The following is a 20,662-nucleotide window of genomic DNA, read 5'->3' as shown; positions in this document are numbered from 1 at the left end:
TGAGCGCAATACGGATTACTGTTCAGGGTGAGGAGAACCTCACCCTTTTTACATCTGAGGTGTTATGTCTGTGGTAATCAGCGATGCCTGGCGCCAGCGTTTTGGCGGCACGGCACGTCTCTATGGTGAAAAAGCCCTGCAGCTGTTTGCGGATGCGCATGTCTGCGTCGTGGGCATTGGTGGTGTGGGGTCGTGGGCCGCAGAAGCGCTGGCGAGAACCGGTATTGGCGCAATCACGCTGATTGATATGGATGACGTGTGCGTCACCAACACCAACCGTCAAATCCACGCCCTGCGTGATAACGTCGGCCTGGCAAAATCTGAGGTCATGGCGGAGCGCATCCGTTTGATCAACCCGGAGTGCCGCGTGACGGTGATCGACGACTTTGTGACGGCAGATAACGTCGCGGAGTACATGAGCAAAGGCTACAGCTATGTGATTGACGCCATCGACAGCGTGCGTCCAAAAGCCGCGCTGATCGCCTACTGTCGTCGTTACAAGGTCCCACTGGTGACGACCGGCGGCGCGGGCGGGCAAATCGATCCGACGCAGATCCAGGTGGCCGATCTGGCGAAAACCATTCAGGATCCTCTTGCCGCCAAGTTGCGTGAACGCCTGAAAAGCGACTTTAATGTTGTGAAAAACAGCAAAGGCAAGCTGGGCGTTGACTGCGTGTTCTCGACCGAAGCGCTGGTCTACCCGCAGGCGGATGGCTCCGTGTGTGCGATGAAAAGCACGGCGGAAGGGCCAAAAAGAATGGATTGTGCCTCAGGCTTTGGCGCGGCCACCATGGTGACCGCTTCCTTCGGCTTTGTGGCGGTGTCTCACGCCCTGAAGAAGATGATGGCGAAGGCGGAACGTCAGGCCTGAACCTGACGGGCGGCGTCCAGTACCGCGTCGCTGAGCGCGATCAACCCCTGACCGCGCGAGGCGCTGAGCTGCGCGCGCAGCCCCAGCTCATCAAATAACGCCAGCGGCGAGTGCGCCAGCAGTTCCGCCGCGCTTTTCCCTTCCACTGCCGTCAACAATACGGCCAGCAGACCCCGAACGATGCGGCCTTCGCTGTCGCCGAAGAAGTGCAGTTTCTCGCCGGACACGCTTACGCCCAGCCAGACGCGGTTTTCACAGCCAGCGATCTCTTTCGCCTGCGCCTTGAGATCGTCAGAGAGGGTCGGTAATTGCTTACCAAGAAGAATCAGCTGGCGATATTTATCTTCCCATTGTGAAAGCGGGGCAAAGGTCTGTTTTAACGTCTCTTCAGTGATGACGGTGCCAAACGGATGTCCGGCTAAAGCAGCGTGAGTCATTAATCCACCAGTATTTCAAGCGCGCGGTCAACGGCAGCGACCAGCGCGTCAACATCGCTTTGTGTGTTATAGGGCGCGAACGAGGCACGCAGCGTACCGCTCACGCCGAGCGCCGCCAGCAGCGGCTGCGCGCAGTGCTGCCCGGCGCGCAGGGCGATGCCATACCCGGCCAGCAGCGTCACCATGTCGCTGTGATGCACACCCGTAAAATCAAAGGCGAGCAGGCTTGAGTCCTGAACGCGGAACGAGCGGAAACCCGGGCGCTTCTTCAGTTCTTCCTCTGCCAGCGTCGCCAGTCCCCGGCTCCAGCTTTCAGCCTGAACAACGTCTGTTTCTGCCAGCCACTCCAGCGCCGCGCTTAGGCCAATGACACCCGCCACGTTCGGCGTACCGGCTTCCAGGCGGTAAGGTACATCCTGCGTTTTGAAACCGTCAAAAGTCACTTCCGTGATCATCTTGCCGCCCCCGAGCCACGGCGTCATTTTTGCCAGCAGTTCCGGCTTGCCGTACAACGCCCCTATACCGGTTGGTCCGTAGAGCTTGTGCCCTGAGAAGGCATAGAAGTCGATATCCAGCGCCTGTACGTCGGCGGGGAAGTGCACCACGCCCTGCGCGCCGTCGACCATCACCACCATCCCGCTGGCATGGGCTATCCGAATAGCCTGAGCCAGGTCCGGGCAACCACCGGTAACGTTGGACATCTGTCCGAGCGCCAGAATGCGGCTGCGGGGGGTAATCAACTCAGGGAGACGGGCCACATCGGGCAGAAGGTCTGCGCCAAGCGGAAGCTTCACCACACGTGCACCCGTTTGTTCGGCCACCATCAGCCACGGCACCAGGTTGGCGTGATGTTCCGCCTCGCTGACGACGATCTCATCGCCCGGCTGAAGTAGCGGGCGCGCGTAGCACTGGGCCACCATATTGATGGCCTCGGTGGTGCCGCGCGTCCAGACGATGTTCTTCCCGCTTTCGGCATTGATCAGGTGCGCAACCCGATCGCGCGCCGCTTCATAGCGCGCGGTTAATCGCTGCGCTTCGGCAAACTGGCTGCGATGCACGTTCCCGGCGCTCAGGCTGTAGAACTGCTGCGTGGCGTCAATGACCGCCTGTGGCTTGAGGGCGGTGGCGGCACTGTCCAGATAAATACCGGCATCGGCCAGCGCCGGAAACTGTGCGCGGAACTGCGCAGGACTGAAAGCGTTCATGGGATTCCTCATTTCAATATCACGATCGTCGCGCAATTTCAGCGGCAGGGCAAGGAGGTTGATATCTATCGGAATTGTCTGCTTATCCTGATGACCCCAAAAAAGCAGGTTATGCTAAATAGTGTTAGGCGGATGTTTTAGCCTGTTATAAATCGAGGTTTGAATAGCATTAATTGCTAAAGGAGAATAATCATGAATAAGACAGCTGCAATCATCTCTGCCTGTGCGTTTACTTTTGCCCTGAGCGCCTGTTCCGGTAACAACTACGTGATGCACACCAACGATGGTCGTTCCATCGTTTCGGAAGGGAAACCGACAACCGATAACGATACCGGGATGATTTCGTACAAAGATGCTAACGGGAACAAGCAGCAGATCAACCGCACGGACGTGAAAGAGATGAAAGAGATCGAGCATTAACAGATCGCAGGCGAAAAAAAGCACCGCAAATTGGCGGTGCTACATTAATCACTATGGACAGACAGGGTAAATGTACAGGAAGTGAAAAATTGGTAGCGTTGCTACCGTGGTCTGAATCGCAGACCAATTGCAAACACAACAACACAACATCACAACCGTAAGCCAAAAGCCCTTCAGAACACGCATTCCGAAAAAAGCTCTTCGTTCCGGCTCAGGAAGTGCCGCCACTATAGGTATTTGCTGGTAGTTCCTCAACGGACAAATTATAATGGCTCAGATAAAAAAAACTAATAGGTTAAACGTTGTTTCCTATTTGTTAAATTCCGTTAACATCTAAGCCAGATAACCATGTCAAAGCGATTGCCCCCCCTCAACGCATTACGTGTTTTTGATGCAGCAGCACGTCACCTGAGCTTCACCCGCGCAGCCGATGAGCTTTTTGTGACACAGGCCGCAGTAAGTCACCAAATCAAGTCTCTGGAGGATTTTCTGGGCCTTAAGCTGTTTCGTCGACGCAACCGCTCGTTGCTGTTGACCGAAGAGGGGCAGAGCTATTTTCAGGATATTAAAGAGATTTTTTCGCAGCTCACTGAAGCCACGCGTAAGCTACAGGCCCGCAGTGCAAAAGGTGCCCTGACTGTCAGTTTATTGCCCAGTTTTGCCATTCAGTGGCTGGTGCCAAGACTCTCAAGCTTTAACTCAGCTTATCCGGGGATAGACGTTCGAATCCAGGCCGTGGATCGTCAGGAAGACAAGCTGGCCGATGACGTGGACGTCGCGATTTTTTATGGTCGCGGTAACTGGCCGGGCTTGCGTGTTGAGAAATTATACGCAGAATATCTCCTGCCGGTCTGTTCTCCCCTGCTGTTAACGGGTGACAAGGCGCTGAAGTCCCCCGCTGACCTGGCGCAGCATACGCTTTTACATGATGCCTCTCGACGCGACTGGCAAACTTATACCCGTCAATTAGGTCTTACTCATATAAACGTGCAGCAGGGACCCATCTTTAGCCACAGTGCGATGGTGTTACAGGCTGCCATTCACGGGCAGGGCGTGGCGTTGGCGAATAACGTCATGGCGCAGTCCGAAATTGAGGCAGGTCGCCTGGTCTGCCCTTTTAATGATGTACTGGTCAGCAAGAATGCGTTTTATCTGGTTTGTCATGACAGTCAGGCAGAACTGGGTAAAATAGCCGCCTTCCGGCAGTGGATACTGGCGAAAGCGGCAAGCGAGCAAGAAAAATTCCGCTTCAGGTATGAACAATAACGTTTGTGTGCCGGGCACGCATTAATTCAGGACTTAAACATGACCAGCCGATTCATGCTGATTTTTGCCGCGGTGAGTGGCTTTATTTTTGTTGCACTGGGCGCCTTCGGCGCACATGTCTTAAGCAAGTCGTTGGGCGCTGTAGAGATGGGCTGGATCCAGACCGGCCTTGAATATCAGGCGTTCCATACGCTGGCGATCTTTGGGCTGGCGGTGGCGATGCAGCGCCGTATCAGCATCTGGTTTTACTGGAGCAGCGTCTTCCTGGCGCTGGGCACGGTGCTTTTTAGCGGCAGCCTCTACTGTCTGGCACTTTCGCATTTACGCCTGTGGGCGTTTGTTACACCTGTCGGCGGCGTCAGCTTCCTGGCGGGTTGGGTATTAATGTTTATCGGAGCTATCCGTCTGAAACGCAAGGGCGTTGTTCATGAATAAGGTTGTTTTATATTGTCGCCCGGGGTTTGAGAAAGAGTGCGCCGCGGAAATTACCGATAAAGCGGCGAAGCGCGAAATCTTCGGCTTTGCTCGCGTAAAAGAAAACGCGGGTTACGTGGTTTTTGAATGCTATCAGCCTGAAGATGCGGATAAGCTGGCACGCGAGCTGCCGTTCAGCTCGCTGATCTTTGCGCGCCAGATGTTTGTCGCGGGTGAGTTGCTGAAGGATCTTCCCCCGGAAGACCGCATCACCCCCATTGTCGGCATGCTGCAGGGCGTGGTGGAGAAGGGCGGCGATCTGCGCGTTGAAGTGGCGGATACCAACGAAAGTAAAGAGTTGATGAAATTCTGCCGTAAGTTCACCGTTCCGCTGCGTGCGGCGCTGCGTGATGCGGGCGTGCTGACGAACTACGAAACGCCGAAGCGTCCGGTGGTGCATATCTTCTTTATCGCACCGGGCTGCTGCTATACGGGCTATTCGTACACCACCAACAACTCTCCTTTCTTTATGGGCATCCCGCGTCTGCGCTTCCCGGCCGATGCGCCAAGCCGTTCCACGCTCAAGCTGGAAGAGGCGTTCCACGTCTTTATCCCGGCGGATGAGTGGGATGAGCGTCTGGCAAACGGCATGTACGCCGTCGATCTCGGCGCGTGCCCGGGCGGCTGGACCTATCAGCTGGTGAAACGCAACATGTGGGTATCGTCCGTCGATAACGGCCCAATGGCGCAAAGCCTGATGGACACCGGGCAGGTCACCTGGTTGCGTGAAGACGGCTTCCGCTATCGCCCGAACCGTAACAACATCTCATGGATGGTGTGCGACATGGTTGAGAAACCGGCGAAAGTGGCTGCGCTGATGGCCTCCTGGCTGGTAAACGGCTGGTGTCGCGAGACCATTTTCAACCTCAAGCTGCCGATGAAAAAGCGCTATGAGGAAGTGTCGCAGAACCTGGCCTACATTCAGGAGCAGATGGACGAACACGGGATTAACGTGGAGATCCAGGCACGTCAGCTGTATCACGACCGCGAAGAGGTGACGGTGCATATTCGTCGCTGGTGGGCGGCCGTAGGCGGGCGTCGCGACGAGCGATAGTACGTGCTTTGTTTTGCCCGGTGGCGCTGCGCTTACCGGGCCTACAAAACCGTGTCGTCGCTTTAACGTTCTAACCTTAACTGCTGTAAATTCCCGTCCAGCTGTAAATCCGTCTGTAGCGTTGCGATTTCCCGGCAGATAAACGCCATCTCTTTATGCGCCTCCAGCTTCTTGCGCCATTTTTCTGGCACCTCGTCCAGACGGGCGTAAATGCCTTCCAGACTCTGAAAATCGGTCAGCAACTGCGCGGCGCTCTTCGGCCCAATCCCGGCCACTCCCGGCACTTTAGAACTGCTGATGCCAGCCAGGCCCCAGTAATCCGGCAGTTGCTCTGGCGATACGCCAAACTCGCTGGCGATGAACGGCGCGTCCAGCCAGCGTTTTTGAAAATAGTCGCGAATACGGATAGTGGGGGAGAGCAGCTGGCAGTAGCCTTTGTCTGTAGAAACGATAGTGGCCTGATGCCCGGCACTCGCCACCTTTACGGCCAGGGTGGCTGCGAGATCGTCGGCTTCATTTCCCTGGGCGCCCCAGCAGGGGACGCCCCGCAGTTCAAATGCGGCGCGCAGCATGGGCAATTCGGCGTGAAGATCGTCCGGCATCGGTGCGCGTCCTGCTTTGTAGTCGGGCAGACGCTGGTGCCGCCAGCCCGTATTGCGGGCTTCGTCATCAAATACCGCGACCGCATGGGTGGGTTCACTGTGGCGGATAAGCTGTTCCAGCGCGTGCAGGCAGGTGTCTTTACAAGGCGTCCCCTGTACCGCATGGATACGGCGAATCAGGTTAAGTGCATCGACGATAAGTAAATGAACGGCCACAGATAATCTCCCTTCTATCTAATGCATGAAGGGTAACACTGTCAGCAGCATGAAACTATGAATGGTGGGGAAAACAGGAAGAAGCCTCGCAAAACGAGGCTTCCTGAGAGGCTTAATCGCAGGTTACGATCTTCATCGCCAGGCCGCCGCGAGAGGTTTCGCGGTATTTGGCGTTCATATCTTTACCGGTTTCGTACATGGTCTCGATAACCTTATCGAGACAGACGCGCGGTTCGCTGGTGCGGCGCAGCGCCATACGCGCCGCGTTCACCGCCTTCACGGAGGCAATCGCATTACGCTCGATGCACGGAACCTGTACCTGGCCGGCAACCGGGTCACAGGTCAGCCCCAGGTTGTGTTCCATGCCGATTTCCGCAGCAATGCACACCTGCGCCGGGCTTGCGCCCAAGAGCTCCGCCAGACCGGCTGCCGCCATGGAGCACGCCACGCCGACTTCACCCTGACAGCCCACTTCCGCACCGGAAATGGAGGCGTTCATCTTATACAGAGAACCAATCGCACTGGCCACCAGCAGGTAGCGCGCCAGCGAGTTCGCATTCACTTCACGGATAAACTTGTCGTAGTACGCCAGTACCGCCGGAACGATGCCGCAGGCACCGTTGGTCGGCGCGGTGACCACACGGCCCCCAGCGGCGTTTTCTTCGTTTACCGCCAGGGCAAACATGTTGATCCAGTCCACCACGGCCATCGGGTCCGTTGTCGTTTTGTCGGTGCTCACCAGCATACGGCGCAGCGCTGCCGCACGACGCGGTACGCGAAGCTTGCCCGGCAGAACGCCTTCGGTGGTGATCCCGCGCTCAATACCGCCGCGCATCACATCCCAGACGTTAGCGAAGTGCTGTTCCAGCTCCTCTTTGCTGTGCAGCGCCAGCTCGTTTTTCATCATCAGACCGGAGAGGGAAAGGCCCGTCTCCTGGCAGTGACGCTGGAGGTCTGCCGCCGTTTTGTACGGATACGGCACCTCGACAGAAGAGGTGTTGGTTTGACCAAAGTGGTCTTCGTCGACGATAAAACCGCCGCCGATAGAGTAATAAGTCTGGCTGTATACCGCTTTGTCGCCGGCCAGCGCGGTGATGCGCATACCGTTTTCGTGCAGCGACAGGTTGTCCGCATGGAAATTCATGCAATGGTCAACCGGGAATTCAACCTCATGCTCGCCGTTCGCCAGCAGCAGGCGCCCGTGGGTGTTCACGTCCTGGATAAAGCCAGGGATCGCATCAATATCAACGGTATCCGGCAGGTTTCCCGCCAGGCCCATGATAATGGCGATATCGGTGTGGTGGCCTTTCCCGGTCAGGGAAAGCGAGCCGTATACATCGACAACCACGCGGGTGATGTCGTGCAAGATGCCGCGTGCAATCAAGTCATCCGTGAACTGCTTACCGGCTTTCATCGGTCCGACGGTGTGAGAGCTGGAAGGACCAATACCGATTTTGAAAATATCGAATACGCTAATCATGATGCGTCCATTGCTTTCAGTCAGAGAGGAGGGAGTGCGCCGTCCGGGGACGGCGCGGGTGAGAATCAGAACATGGTGTACAGGGAGTAGAAGATCGCAGAGATAGCGATAAGCCCCATGATAACCACAAAGACGTTGCTGACATGACCGCTGTACTTACGCATAGCCGGGACTTTCTGAATCGCGTACATCGGCATCAGGAACAGAATCATCGCGATTACCGGGCCGCCCAGGGTTTCAATCATGCCCAGGATGCTTGGGTTCAGCGTCGCTACCGCCCAGGTGGTGAGCAGCATGAACAGTGCAGTGATTTTGTTCAGCTTGTTGATTTCAATGCTCTTGCCTTTACCGCGCAGAGATTTAATCACCATACCGTTGAAGCCTTCACGTGCGCCCAGGTAGTGGCCCAGGAAGGATTTGGTGATGGCGATCATCGCGATGATCGGTGCCATCCACGCAATCAGTGGTGCGTTAAAGTGGTTCGCCAGGTAAGACAGAATAGAGATGTTCTGCTCTTTCGCTGCCGCCAGGTCCGCCGGGGAGAGGCTCAGTACGCAGCTGAAGACGAAGAACATAACGGTCAGCACCATCATGATGTGAGCGCGTGCCAGAATGCTGGAGCACTTCTTCTCTGCACCATTACCGTACTCTTCACGTTTCGCCACGGCGAAAGAGGAGATGATAGGAGAGTGGTTGAAGGAGAAGACCATTACCGGGATCGCCAGCCACAGGGTCATCAGCAGGCCGTTACCGGTCGCAGACGCGCTGCTCAGGGACAGGGTTTCCAGCGCTGCACCGTTCCACTGTGGGATCAGGTAGCAGGCCAGCAGCATCAGTGCGGCCACAAACGGGAACACCAGTACGCTCATCGCTTTCACAATCATCTGCTCACCGAAGCGCACGATGGTCATCATGCCGACAATCAGGATCAGAGACAGGATGGCACGCGGTGGCGGCGTCATGTGCAGCTGGTGCAGCATGAAGCTTTCAACGGTGTTGGTGATCGCCACGCTGTAAACCAGCAGGATAGGGTAAATCGCGAAGAAGTAGAGCAGGGTAATCAGTTTACCTGCGCCCACGCCGAAATGCTCTTCAACCACTTCAGTGATGTCTTCACCCGGGTTTTTACCGGACAGCACGAAGCGGGTCAGACCGCGATGTGCAAAGAAGGTCATCGGGAAAGCAATGATAGCCATAATGATCAGCGGGATCAGACCGCCGACGCCTGCGTTGATAGGAAGGAACAGTACACCAGCGCCGATTGCCGTGCCGTAAAGGCCAAGCATCCACATGGTATCCGTTTTGCGCCAACCACTTCGGGATTCAATCGAAGCAACGGTGCTGGTTTGAGTGGTTTCCATCTGTATCTCCTGGAGGAAGCGAATTGTCAGGTTTTTAGTCAAATCCGATGAAAAAGTGCCTGACGGTAATATGAAATTCGTTCAGTGACGGTTTTTTAATAATTTTTGCCCGTAACTATTGGCGGGCGGAAAGATACATTCTAGTTATGAATCTATCAGTGATCGTGATCCCAAATGCAATAATCCACTTATGATGTGGGCATCTTTAGACCATTTATCTGTTAAAAAAACATCAAAGAGAATTTACGGGCGCGAAGGCTACCACCAACGACATGTGCGCTGAAAGACCGCCCCGTGATATAGGTGTCTTTCGCTGTAAAGAAATAGGTTTTTAGTATTTTCTGGCAGGTAATTTGGATTAAGGCTGATAATTTACGGTTGCAAAATGCAGGTAATCGTTTGCGTATGTGACAACTTTGTAAAAGATATAAGTGATGCCTATGAATTACATCAGGAATAAAAAAAGCCGGGACGCGCAACAGGGCGCCCCGGCTTTGATGAGATATCGCTAAGCGTCAGGTGCAGATTTCGTAGCAAGGAATATAGGCAGAGCCCGGCAGCTTCATGCGGTGCTGGGCGACAAAGCCCTGAAGCATGTCATCCATACGGCGCATCATCTCCGGATCGCCGTGGATCTTGTACGGACCGTACTGCTCAATGGCGCGGATACCGACCTCTTTGACGTTGCCCGCCACAATCCCGGAGAAGGCGCGACGCAGATCGGCGGCCAGGACTTCCACCGGCTGATCCGGGTAAAGTTTCAGGTTCGCCATATTCTCGTGTGAAGGCTCGAACGGGATCTGCAGATCCGGTGCAATGCGGATTGACCAGTTAAAGCTGTAGGCATCCCCGGTATCGCGACGGTTCTCTTTCACCAGCGGCATCGCTTTTTTCATCTGACGCGCCACTTCCGCAGCATCGTCGATGATGATGCGATAGTGACGACGCGCGGCTTCACCCAGCGTGTGCACGATAAACTCGTCCAGCACGCGGAAGTAGTCGGCGCTCTCTTTTGGCCCGGTCAGGATCAGCGGCAGAACCTGATCTTTGTTGGCCGGGTTCATCAGAATACCCAGCAGATAGAGCAGCTCTTCCGCTGTCCCCACGCCGCCCGGGAAGATGATGATGCCGTGGGCGATACGGACAAACGCTTCAAGACGTTTCTCGATATCCGGCATGATAATCAGTTCGTTAACCAGCGGGTTAGGTGGCTCAGCGGCGATGATGGACGGCTCGGTCATACCGATAAACCGTCCCTCTTTGTAGCGCTGCTGCGCGTGACCCACTGCGGCACCTTTCATTGGCGCTTCCATCGCACCCGGACCACACCCGGTACAGATATTGAGTTCGCGCAGGCCAAGCTGGGTGCCCACCCGACGCGCATAAAGGTATTCGGTTTCGTTAATGGAGTGACCGCCCCAGCAGACAACCATGTTCGGCGCTTCACCCACGTGCAGGGCACGGGCGTTGCGCAAAATGGAGAACACCAGGTTGGTGATATGGACCGAGCTTTCCAGATCGAGATGCTGGAAACGGCCTGCGTTGTGGATCTGCCCGTTAACAAACAGGATGTCACGCAGCACGGCAAACAGGTTAGCCTGAAGTGAACGGATGATGCGTCCGTCGACAAACGCCTCTTCCGGCGGGTTGATGACTTCAAGCTTCACGCCGCGCTCGCGGCGCAGCACGTTGATATCAAAGCTTTCGAAGCGGGACAGCAGTTCTTTACTGTTATCTGTCAGGCTTCCGGAGTTCAGAACGGCAAGTGAACAGTTACGAAACAGTTGATAAAGATCGCTGCTGGCCGTGCGTTTAAGCATGTCCACTTCCAGCTGCGACAACATATCCATTGAGCCAAGCGGGCTAATATGTGTAATCAAGTGAGCTCCTTACGGGACGATTATCGTCTTTCCCTGTTGATTACAATAGCCCTGGCGCGTGACGTTTCACAACCTAAAGCGCGGAAGATACCGCGCATATTGTGAAAATATTTATATTACTGACGCACCAGCCGGCCCGTCGCCGGCACAAAATCGGTATTGGTGCGCCACGGGTTAATGTCCAGACCGCCGCGGCGGGTGTAGCGCGCGTAAACGCTCAATTTTTCTGGCTGGCAGAAGCGCTGAATATCGCTAAAGATGCGCTCCACGCACTGCTCGTGGAATTCATTGTGATGGCGGAACGACACCAGGTAGCGCAGCAGCTTTTCCCGGTCAATTTTCGGGCCGCGGTACTGGATCTGCACCGAGCCCCAGTCCGGCTGATGCGTGATCAGACAGTTGGATTTCAGCAGATGGCTGACCAGCGTCTCTTCGACCACCTTGCCGCTCGCCGCGTTTTCGAGGTAGTCCGCGCTGAATTCATAATTCTCCACCTCGATGTCCTGATCGTCGATGCAGGTTCCGTTGAAGTGGGCGACCGGCTGGCCTTCCAGCTCGTGCAGGCGATAGAGTGAGACGCTCACCTTTCCCTGCGCGCAGGCGCTTAAATCACGTTCCAGGGTGTGCTGAACGTCGTCCCAGCTGTTGAATTTGGTCTGGTTAAAGCTGTTGAGATAGAGCTTAAAGCTTTTCGACTCGACGAGATTCACGCTGGCGTAGTCCAGCTCAACGTGACCCACCGCCACCTGCGGCAGGCCGCGCGCGTTGAGCCACGAGAGTTCGTACAGCGTCCAGATATCGCCACCCACGAACGGCAGCGCGTCCGCGTGCAGTCCCAGAGGATCGCGGTTCAGGCTACGCGGCACGCCCTGCAGCAGGCTTGCATCGTAGGTATCGCGGTAATCGGTCGATTTACCCAGCGTTAAGCCGGTTAACGCCTGATGATTTTCGTAAGACATGTTTCATAGCCACTTTACAGGTACACTTATGGCCTGAGTTTATCCTGTCTGACAAGAAGAGAGAAATCGGTGGACATCGAAACTGCAAATGCCCTCACTACCTTTACGACCCGCTACTGCGATGCATGGCATGAAAAGCAGGGCACGTGGCCGCAAAGTGCTGATTTATATGGCGTCCCTTCGCCGTGCATTATCTCTTCGCTTGACGATTACGTGATCTGGCAGCCGAAGCCGAATACCGGCGAGCAGAATGTAAATGCGGTTGAACGGGCAATGGACATTGTGGTACAACCAGCGGTTCATGCGTTTTATGCCATGCAGTTTGCAGGGGATATGCCTGCGCGCTTTGCGGACATGACGCTGACGCTGTTGCAGACCTGGAGCGAAGACGATCTGCAGCGTGTTCAGGAAAACCTGATCGGTCATCTGGTCACGCAAAAGCGCCTTAAGCTTTCTCCGACGCTCTTTATCGCCACGCTGGACAGCGAGCTGGACGTTATCTCCGTCTGTAACCTGTCAGGTGAAGTGATTAAAGAGACTATCGGTACCCGCAATCGCGAGACTCTCGCCCCCTCTCTTGCGGATTTCCTCACCCGACTTGAGCCCCTTCTGTAATCCATGCTGCTACAGCGCGTGTGAGAGATCTCTTACAAGGTTTGTGAGAGATCGCTGGAACATTCAGTATTACCTCATTAAATTCAGATTAATATCACTCTATTTTTCAATGGATTAGTTGTTCATCCTATTATTTTTAGGGAGTCCCGGCGTCTTACAACGCTGGCTGAGTGGGTTGTAAGACGAAGCGGAATAGCGGATTCTATCTCCGTCGACAGGAAGCCGACACGAGAAACGAACATCAGGATGATGGCGTTTCTCACACAGGACTCGTCAGGATGGCGCTGCAGGAAGGCTTCAGGATGAAGCAAAGTGGATAACGCAGGATGCGTAAGGGACACCTCCAGGAAGGAGAACGAGAGCCGGTCAGGATGATCGGTGGGTCAGGAAGGCCAGGACGTTTCAGGATGAAACAAACACGTCAGGAAGATGTGTGCAGGATGCGAAAGGTAGACGGATGACCAGGCCTTCGGGCTTCAGGAAAAGTTGTCACGGATGAGCAGGGAGCACGAATTGTAGCTGGAATGCTGCGGAACGAACCGGGAGCACTGTTTTTACAGTGCTCCCTTTTTTTATTTCTGCCTTTCGCAATGCTATGCTGCGCGCCGTTCACATTTTCAGTTGAGGTTACTATGACGCAACACGATAGCGTTCGTGCTCAGTTGCACGCCATCGAAGCCCTTTTGCGCCAACATCAGCTGTGGCAGGAGACCGCGCCGCAGCCAGAAGCGTTCGCCAGCACCCAGCCCTTCTGCCTGGATACGCTGGCCCCGTTTGAGTGGCTGCAGTGGGTGTTAATTCCGCGCATGCACGCCCTGCTTGAGGGGGGGCACCCCTTGCCGCAGGCGTTTGCTGTCTCTCCCTATTATGAAATGGCGCTCGAAGCGACGCACCCTGCGCGCGACGTCATGCTGGTCGAACTGGAAAAACTGGATGCCCTGTTTGCCGGTGAAGATGCATGACGCTTGAGATCCTCTATCAGGACGAGTGGCTGGTGGCGGTGAATAAACCGTCAGGCTGGCTGGTGCACCGCAGCTGGCTGGATCGCGACGAGAAAGTGGTGGTGATGCAGACCGTTCGCGACCAGATTGGTCAGCATGTATTTACCGCCCATCGCCTCGACCGGCCGACCTCCGGCGTGCTGCTGATGGGGCTTTCCAGCGAAGCTGGCCGTCTGCTGGCGCAGCAGTTCGAACAGCACCAGATCCAGAAGCGCTACCACGCGGTCGTGCGTGGCTGGCTGACCGAGTCTGCCACCCTGGACTACCCGCTGGTGGAGGAACTGGACAAAATCGCCGATAAATTTGCCCGGGATGACAAAGGCCCGCAGCCCGCCGTGACGGATTATCGCGGCATGGCGACGACGGAAATGCCGGTGGCCACCAGCAAATTTCCGACCACACGCTACAGCCTGGTTGAGCTTCTGCCCAAAACCGGGCGTAAGCACCAGCTGCGACGCCATCTTGCGCATCTGCGCCACCCGATTATTGGCGACAGCAAACACGGTGATTTGCGCCAGAACCGCAGCGCGGCCGAGCACTTTGGGTGCCATCGTCTGATGTTACACGCAAGCGAGCTCAGCCTGACGCACCCGTTTACCGGCGAGCCTCTGACTATCCGTGCGGGGCTGGACGACGTCTGGATGCAGGCGCTGTCACAGTTTGGCTGGCTCGGACAACTCCCCGAAAATGAAAGGGTTGAGTTTGTATCGGGCAACGTTCAGGATGAAGAGTAAGCGCATTCACTATGGGAAAATAGCATGGCTGAAGTAGGCATTTTTGTCGGCACAATGTACGGCAACTCGCTGCTGGTCGCGGAAGAGGCTGAGGCGATTCTGGCAAGCCAGGGTCATAAAGCCACGGTCTATGAAGATCCAGATCTGGCGGACTGGGAAAAGTATAAAGATAAATACATTCTGGTGGTGACCTCCACCACCGGGCAGGGCGATCTGCCGGACAGCATCGTGCCGCTGTTCCAGGGCATTAAAGACCAGCTTGGCTATCAGCCAGATGTTCACTACGGCATCATCGCCCTCGGCGACAGCTCTTACGCTAACTTCTGCGGCGGCGGCAAGCAGTTCGATGCGCTCCTGCAGGAGCAGAGCGCCCAGCGCGTGGGCGAGATGCTGCTGATTGATGCGGGTGAGCACCCGGAGCCAGAAAGCGAATCAAACCCGTGGGTGGAGAACTGGGCCTCACTTCTCAAATAACACGCTGCCCGGCGGCGCTTCGCTTGCGCGGGCCTACGGGTTTTCCAGGCCGGGTCAGGCGTAGCCGCCACCCGGCATTACCCCCCCCAACGCGATTTCCGTGAACCACCTTCCACTCCTCTGGGCTTATGCCCTAAACAACCTCCCTCACACCCTTTAATACTGTGTTTTTGCACGGTGAGGTGAAGAGGCACTCCTTCATATACTTTTCCGGTCACGATAAAACGGCTTCAGGCCGTACCAAAACGACAAAATCAATCTCATTCTGCTTACCCTACCGGTGCTGTACAGAATGAACCAGGCGAAAGCTATGTTTCAGGAGTGCAACAATGAGTTCATTAAGCCACGCAGCGAGCAGCGCTGAAAAGCGCACCAATGCCCGCTACTGGATAGTGGTGATGCTGTTTATCGTCACGTCCTTTAACTATGGTGACCGCGCCACGCTGTCGATTGCCGGCTCGGAAATGGCAAAAGATATCGGCCTCGATCCCGTGGGCATGGGTTACGTTTTCTCCGCCTTCTCGTGGGCCTACGTCATCGGGCAAATTCCTGGCGGCTGGCTGCTGGACCGCTTTGGCTCTAAACGGGTCTATTTCTGGTCCATCTTCATCTGGTCTGCCTTTACCCTGCTGCAGGGCTTCGTCGATATCTTCAGCGGCTTCGACATTATCGTGGCGCTCTTCACGCTGCGCTTCCTGGTGGGGTTAGCGGAAGCGCCTTCCTTCCCGGGCAACAGCCGCATTGTGGCGGCCTGGTTCCCGGCGCAGGAGAGGGGAACGGCGGTGGCGATTTTCAACTCCGCGCAGTACTTCGCGACGGTGATCTTTGCGCCCATTATGGGCTGGCTGACCCATGAGGTGGGCTGGTCGCACGTGTTCTTCTTTATGGGCGGACTCGGGATCGTCATCAGCTTTATCTGGCTGAAAGTGATCCACGAACCCAACCAGCATCCTGGCGTAAACAAAAAAGAGCTGGAGTACATCGCAGAAGGCGGCGCGCTGATCAACATGGATCAGAAATCCTCGACGGCGAAAGTCCCGTTCATCCAGAAATGGGCGCAGATCAGGCAGCTCGTCGGTTCGCGTATGATGATCGGGATCTATCTGGGCCAGTACTGTATCAACGCCTTGACCTACTTTTTCATCACCTGGTTCCCGGTTTACCTGGTGCAGGCACGCGGCATGTCGATTCTGAAAGCGGGGTTTGTCGCCTCGGTTCCGGCCATCTGCGGCTTCGTGGGAGGCGTGCTCGGCGGGGTCATTTCCGACTGGCTGATGCGCCGCACTGGTTCCCTGAACATCGCGCGTAAAACGCCTATCGTGCTCGGCATGCTGCTTTCCATGACCATGGTGTTCTGTAACTACGTCAATGCCGAGTGGATGATTATCGGCTTTATGGCGATGGCCTTCTTCGGCAAAGGCATTGGCGCGCTGGGCTGGGCGGTGATGGCGGATACGGCCCCGAAAGAGATCAGCGGCCTGAGCGGTGGTCTGTTCAACATGTTCGGTAACATCTCCGGGATTGTTACGCCCATCGCTATCGGCTACATCGTCGGCACCACCGGATCGTTCAACGGTGCGCTAATCTACGTGGGTGTGCACGCGCTGGTGGCGGTCCTGAGTTACCTGGTGCTGGTGGGGGATATCAAACGCGTCGAACTTAAACCTGTTGCGGAGCGTGGCTGATGACAACGCAATCGAGCCCAACCGTCACGGAGATGAAGGTCATCCCGGTGGCCGGGCAGGACAGCATGCTGCTCAATATTGGCGGTGCGCATAACGCCTGGTTTACCCGTAATATCGTCGTGCTGAAAGACAGCGCAGGAAATACCGGCGTGGGCGAGGCGCCAGGCGGAGAGGTGATTTACCAGACGCTGGTCGATGCCATTCCGCAGGTCGTGGGGCAGGAGATTGCCCGCCTGAACAAGGTGGTTCAGCGGGTGCATAAGGGCAATCAGTCGGCAGACTTTGAGACGTTCGGAAAAGGTGCCTGGACGTTTGAACTGCGCGTCAACGCGGTTGCCGCCCTGGAAGCGGCCCTGCTTGATTTACTGGGGAAGGCGCTCAATGTCCCGGTCTGCGAACTGCTGGGGCCCGGCAAACAGCGCGATGCGGTCACCGTGCTGGGCTATCTGTTCTACGTTGGCGATCGCAATAAAACCGATCTCCCCTATCTGGCCCGAACCGCGGGCGACCACGACTGGTATCAGTTACGCCACCAGGAGGCGCTCTCCAGCGACGCGGTGGTGCGGCTGGCCGAGGCGGCGCAGGATCGCTACGGCTTCAAGGATTTCAAGCTGAAGGGCGGCGTACTGCCCGGCGAGCAGGAGATTGAAACGGCCCGGGCGCTGAAAAGGCGCTTCCCGGATGCACGGATCACCGTCGATCCGAACGGCGCATGGCTGCTGGATGAAGCCATTAGCCTGTGCAAAGGGCTGGGGGATGTTCTGACCTATGCGGAAGACCCCTGCGGCGCGGAGCAGGGCTTCTCGGGCCGTGAAGTGATGGCCGAGTTCCGACGCGCCACCGGGCTGCCGGTGGCGACCAATATGATCGCCACGAACTGGCGCGAAATGGGTCACGCAGTGATGCTGAACGCCGTCGACATACCGCTGGCGGACCCGCACTTCTGGACGCTCTCCGGCGCAGTGCGCGTGGCCCAGCTGTGCGATGACTGGGGGCTCACCTGGGGCTGTCACTCGAACAATCACTTTGATATTTCGCTGGCGATGTTTACCCACGTTGGCGCCGCAGCGCCGGGTAACCCGACCGCCATCGACACCCACTGGATTTGGCAGGAAGGGGAAGCCCGCCTGACGAAAAATCCGCTGGAAATCACAGAGGGCAAAATTGCCGTACCGGATGCGCCGGGCCTGGGCGTGGAGCTGGACTGGGATCGGATCCAGAAAGCCCATGAGGCGTATAAAAAATTGCCGGGCGGCGCGCGTAACGACGCGGGCCCGATGCAGTACCTTATTCCCGGCTGGACATTTGACCGTAAGCGCCCTGTTTTCGGACGTCACTGATAAAAGGATTGAATGATGAGTACTTTTTCTACCCCTGTCGTCACCGCCATGCAGATCGTTCCGGTTGCGGGCCATGACAGCATGCTGATGAATCTGAGCGGCGCGCACGCGCCGTTCTTTACCCGTAACATTGTCATTATCAAAGACAATGCTGGCCATACCGGCGTGGGCGAAATTCCGGGCGGGGAGAAGATCCGCAAAACCCTGGAAGAGGCCATTCCGCTGGTGGTGGGCAAAACGCTGGGCGAATACAAAAATGTCCTCAACACCGTGCGCAATACCTTTGCCGATCGCGATGCCGGGGGCCGGGGCCTGCAGACCTTCGATCTGCGCACCACTATCCACGTGGTGACCGGAATTGAAGCCGCGATGCTGGATCTTCTGGGCCAGCATCTGGGCGTTAACGTTGCGTCGCTGCTGGGCGAGGGGCAGCAGCGCAGCGAAGTGGAAATGCTGGGCTATCTGTTCTTTGTCGGCGACCGCAAGCTGACGCCACTGCCGTATCAGAGTCAGCCCGAAGAACAATGCGACTGGTACCGGCTTCGCCACGACGAGGCAATGACCCCCGATGCGGTGGTGCGCCTGGCGGAAGCCGCTTACGAGAAATATGGCTTCAACGATTTTAAACTGAAGGGCGGCGTGCTGGCCGGGGAAGAAGAGGCGGAAGCCATCACCGCGCTGGCAAAACGCTTCCCGCAGGCGCGCGTGACGCTGGATCCGAACGGCGCCTGGTCGCTTGATGAAGCGATCGCGATCGGCAAGCAGCTGAAAGGCGTGCTGGCGTATGCGGAAGATCCGTGCGGCGCTGAACAAGGCTTCTCTGGACGTGAAGTGATGGCGGAATTCCGTCGCGCTACAGGGCTGCCAACCGCGACCAATATGATTGCTACCGACTGGCGTCAGATGGGGCATACCTTATCCCTCCAGTCAGTCGACATTCCGCTGGCTGACCCGCACTTCTGGACGATGCAGGGCTCGGTGCGCGTGGCGCAGATGTGCCATGAGTTTGGCCTGACCTGGGGTTCGCACTCCAACAACCACTTCGATATCTCTCTGGCGATGTTCACGCACGTCGCCGCCGCCGCGCCGGGCACCATCACCGCTATCGACACCCACTGGATCTGGCAGGAAGGTAATCAGCGTCTGACTAAGCAGCCGTTTGAGATTAAAGGTGGCATGGTGCAGGTGCCTTCCACGCCGGGGTTGGGGGTTGAGCTGGATATGGATCAGGTCATGAAGGCCCATGAGCTGTATCAGAAACACGGTCTGGGCGCGCGCGACGATGCGATGGCGATGCAGTATTTGATCCCGGACTGGACATTCGACAATAAACGTCCGTGCATGGTACGATAAACGCATTGGGACCGCTCCCATGAGCGGTCTTTTACGTGGTGTATGCTTAACGTAACGACTATGCGTAAGGATGGCTTATGAAAATTGTTATCGCACCGGACTCGTATAAGGAAAGTTTGAGTGCGCTTGAGGTTGCGACAGCGATAGAACGTGGTTTTCGCGAGATCTTTCCCGAGGCGGTTTATGTGAAACTGCCGGTCGCGGACGGTGGCGAAGGGACGGTTGAGGCGATGATCGCAGCAACGCAGGGAAGCATTGTGCATGTTCCGGTGACCGGCCCGCTGGGCGAGCGCGTGGAGGGGTTCTATGGCTTGTCCGGAGATAAGCAGAGCGCCTTTATTGAAATGGCGGCGGCAAGCGGCCTGGAGTTGGTTGCACCTTCGCAGCGTAATCCGCTGAAAACCACCTCCTGGGGCACGGGCGAACTGATTCGTCACGCGCTGGATGCGGGCGTTAAGCATATCATTATTGGCATTGGCGGCAGCGCCACCAATGACGGCGGCGCAGGCATGGTGCAGGCGCTGGGTGCGAAGCTGCTGGACGACAATGAACAGCCTCTTGGGCTGGGCGGGGGCGAGCTGGGAAAACTCGCGCGTATCGACCTGAGCGGGCTGGACAGACGTCTGGCGGAATGCCGGATTGAGGTGGCCTGCGATGTAACCAATCCGCTTACCGGGAAGGACGGCGCGTCAGCCGTATTTGGCCCGCAGAAGGGGGCCACACCCGAGATGATCGTCACCCTGGACAACGCGCTTGCGCACTATGCGAGCGTGATTGCCCGGGACCTGGATATTGATGTGCTAAACCTTGCTGGCGGCGGCGCGGCGGGGGGCATGGGCGCGGCGCTCTACGCCTTTTGCGGCGCGCAGCTGCGCCAGGGCATTGAGATTGTGACCGATGCGCTACACCTGGCCGACCAGGTGGCCGATGCGGATCTGGTGATCACGGGAGAAGGCCGCATTGACAGCCAGACGATCCACGGCAAAGTCCCGGTGGGCGTGGCGAAAGTGGCGAAACGCTTTAACAAACCCGTTATCGGCATTGCGGGCAGCCTGACGTCGGACGTCGGCGTAGTACACGATCACGGCATTGATGCGGTGTTTAGCGTGATCTACACCATCTGCTCGCTGGAAGACGCGCTGGAAAATGCCGGTGAGAACGTCAGGATGGCCGCAAGAAATATCGCGGCGGTGCTGAAAGTGGGGCAGGCATTTTAGCTGTGATTGCCGGGTGGC

Annotated in this window: 20 protein-coding genes; 13 read left to right on the top strand and 7 right to left on the bottom strand. The window is 56.7% G+C overall.

What is annotated here, in order from left to right:
- Positions 1-64 precede the first annotated feature (64 nt).
- On the top strand, positions 65-871 hold the full coding sequence (gene tcdA, locus ACMGGQ_RS16555) for a tRNA cyclic N6-threonylcarbamoyladenosine(37) synthase TcdA (RefSeq protein ID WP_006811804.1): 807 nt from the start codon (positions 65-67) through the stop codon (positions 869-871).
- Here the strand turns inward: tcdA and csdE are convergent.
- Together csdE and csdA are read right to left on the bottom strand one after the other, a co-directional pair.
- Entirely contained in the window at positions 862-1,308 is a 447-nt protein-coding gene (gene csdE / locus ACMGGQ_RS16550; RefSeq protein WP_420290293.1) for a cysteine desulfurase sulfur acceptor subunit CsdE, read from the bottom strand. The genes tcdA and csdE overlap by 10 nt on opposite strands.
- On the bottom strand, positions 1,308-2,513 hold the full coding sequence (csdA, locus tag ACMGGQ_RS16545) for a cysteine desulfurase CsdA (RefSeq protein WP_048224677.1): 1,206 nt from the start codon (positions 2,511-2,513) through the stop codon (positions 1,308-1,310). The genes csdE and csdA overlap by 1 nt, the downstream gene beginning before the upstream one ends.
- Before the next feature lie 192 nt (positions 2,514-2,705).
- On the opposite strand from csdA, the gene ACMGGQ_RS16540 reads away from it, so the two are divergent.
- From ACMGGQ_RS16540 to rlmM, 4 genes are all read left to right on the top strand, one after another.
- A complete protein-coding gene (locus ACMGGQ_RS16540; protein ID WP_008499648.1) occupies positions 2,706-2,933 on the top strand; it encodes a YgdI/YgdR family lipoprotein in 228 nt (75 codons plus the stop codon).
- A 348-nt stretch (positions 2,934-3,281) separates the two neighbouring features.
- On the top strand, positions 3,282-4,199 hold the full coding sequence (gcvA, locus tag ACMGGQ_RS16535) for a glycine cleavage system transcriptional regulator GcvA (RefSeq protein ID WP_008499647.1): 918 nt from the start codon (positions 3,282-3,284) through the stop codon (positions 4,197-4,199).
- Positions 4,200-4,238: 39 nt separating this feature from the next.
- The gene (locus tag ACMGGQ_RS16530) at positions 4,239-4,634 is read left to right on the top strand and encodes a DUF423 domain-containing protein (protein WP_008499646.1); all 396 of its coding nucleotides are present in this window, start codon (positions 4,239-4,241) and stop codon (positions 4,632-4,634) included.
- Positions 4,627-5,727 (top strand): 23S rRNA (cytidine(2498)-2'-O)-methyltransferase RlmM, encoded by a 1,101-nt coding sequence (gene rlmM, locus ACMGGQ_RS16525; protein WP_048029185.1) that lies wholly within the window; start codon positions 4,627-4,629, stop codon positions 5,725-5,727. The genes ACMGGQ_RS16530 and rlmM overlap by 8 nt, the downstream gene beginning before the upstream one ends.
- A 62-nt stretch (positions 5,728-5,789) precedes the next feature.
- On the opposite strand, the gene xni is transcribed toward rlmM, so the two are convergent.
- The 5 genes from xni to queF all read right to left on the bottom strand — a co-directional run bounded on the left by xni (position 5,790) and on the right by queF (position 12,225).
- Complete coding sequence (xni, locus tag ACMGGQ_RS16520) at positions 5,790-6,545, bottom strand: flap endonuclease Xni (RefSeq protein ID WP_069720014.1); 756 nt, start codon at positions 6,543-6,545, stop codon at positions 5,790-5,792.
- Between the two features lie 112 nt (positions 6,546-6,657).
- Positions 6,658-8,025 carry an L-serine ammonia-lyase II gene (gene sdaB / locus ACMGGQ_RS16515; RefSeq protein WP_048029187.1) on the bottom strand — a complete coding sequence of 456 codons (1,368 nt, stop codon included), beginning with the start codon at positions 8,023-8,025 and terminating at the stop codon, positions 6,658-6,660.
- A gap of 65 nt (positions 8,026-8,090) precedes the next feature.
- A complete protein-coding gene (locus ACMGGQ_RS16510; protein WP_008499642.1) occupies positions 8,091-9,386 on the bottom strand; it encodes an HAAAP family serine/threonine permease in 1,296 nt (431 codons plus the stop codon).
- 515 nt (positions 9,387-9,901) lie between these two features.
- On the bottom strand, positions 9,902-11,266 hold the full coding sequence (gene ppnN, locus ACMGGQ_RS16505) for a nucleotide 5'-monophosphate nucleosidase PpnN (protein WP_008499641.1): 1,365 nt from the start codon (positions 11,264-11,266) through the stop codon (positions 9,902-9,904).
- A 116-nt stretch (positions 11,267-11,382) separates the two neighbouring features.
- Complete coding sequence (gene queF / locus ACMGGQ_RS16500; protein WP_021241894.1) at positions 11,383-12,225, bottom strand: NADPH-dependent 7-cyano-7-deazaguanine reductase QueF; 843 nt, start codon at positions 12,223-12,225, stop codon at positions 11,383-11,385.
- Between the two features lie 69 nt (positions 12,226-12,294).
- On the opposite strand from queF, the gene syd reads away from it, so the two are divergent.
- The 8 genes from syd (at position 12,295) to ACMGGQ_RS16460 (ending at position 20,644) form a co-directional block, all read left to right on the top strand.
- Complete coding sequence (syd, locus tag ACMGGQ_RS16495; RefSeq protein ID WP_234085063.1) at positions 12,295-12,840, top strand: SecY-interacting protein; 546 nt, start codon at positions 12,295-12,297, stop codon at positions 12,838-12,840.
- Between the two features lie 632 nt (positions 12,841-13,472).
- Positions 13,473-13,802 (top strand): YqcC family protein, encoded by a 330-nt coding sequence (locus tag ACMGGQ_RS16490; RefSeq protein WP_023309024.1) that lies wholly within the window; start codon positions 13,473-13,475, stop codon positions 13,800-13,802.
- Entirely contained in the window at positions 13,799-14,575 is a 777-nt protein-coding gene (gene truC / locus ACMGGQ_RS16485) for a tRNA pseudouridine(65) synthase TruC (protein ID WP_045908468.1), read from the top strand. The genes ACMGGQ_RS16490 and truC overlap by 4 nt, the downstream gene beginning before the upstream one ends.
- Positions 14,576-14,599: 24 nt before the next feature.
- Entirely contained in the window at positions 14,600-15,049 is a 450-nt protein-coding gene (locus ACMGGQ_RS16480; RefSeq protein WP_229226456.1) for a flavodoxin, read from the top strand.
- Positions 15,050-15,378: 329 nt separating this feature from the next.
- Positions 15,379-16,734: an MFS transporter gene (locus tag ACMGGQ_RS16475; protein WP_420290292.1), complete on the top strand. Its 1,356-nt coding sequence runs from the start codon at positions 15,379-15,381 to the stop codon at positions 16,732-16,734.
- Positions 16,734-18,074, top strand: coding sequence for an enolase C-terminal domain-like protein (locus tag ACMGGQ_RS16470; RefSeq protein ID WP_063622376.1), 1,341 nt, complete (start codon positions 16,734-16,736; stop codon positions 18,072-18,074). The genes ACMGGQ_RS16475 and ACMGGQ_RS16470 overlap by 1 nt, the downstream gene beginning before the upstream one ends.
- Positions 18,075-18,086: 12 nt before the next feature.
- Complete coding sequence (gene gudD / locus ACMGGQ_RS16465; RefSeq protein WP_045908470.1) at positions 18,087-19,427, top strand: glucarate dehydratase; 1,341 nt, start codon at positions 18,087-18,089, stop codon at positions 19,425-19,427.
- Between the two features lie 77 nt (positions 19,428-19,504).
- Positions 19,505-20,644, top strand: coding sequence for a glycerate kinase (locus ACMGGQ_RS16460; protein ID WP_325818947.1), 1,140 nt, complete (start codon positions 19,505-19,507; stop codon positions 20,642-20,644).
- The last annotated feature ends 18 nt before the right edge of the window (positions 20,645-20,662 follow it).

Source organism: Enterobacter sp. BNK-13 (assembly GCF_048685015.1).
GTDB lineage: Bacteria > Pseudomonadota > Gammaproteobacteria > Enterobacterales > Enterobacteriaceae > Enterobacter > Enterobacter quasiroggenkampii.
Note: the sequence above shows the minus strand (reverse complement) of the source record. Positions and strands in the feature narration are given on the sequence as shown.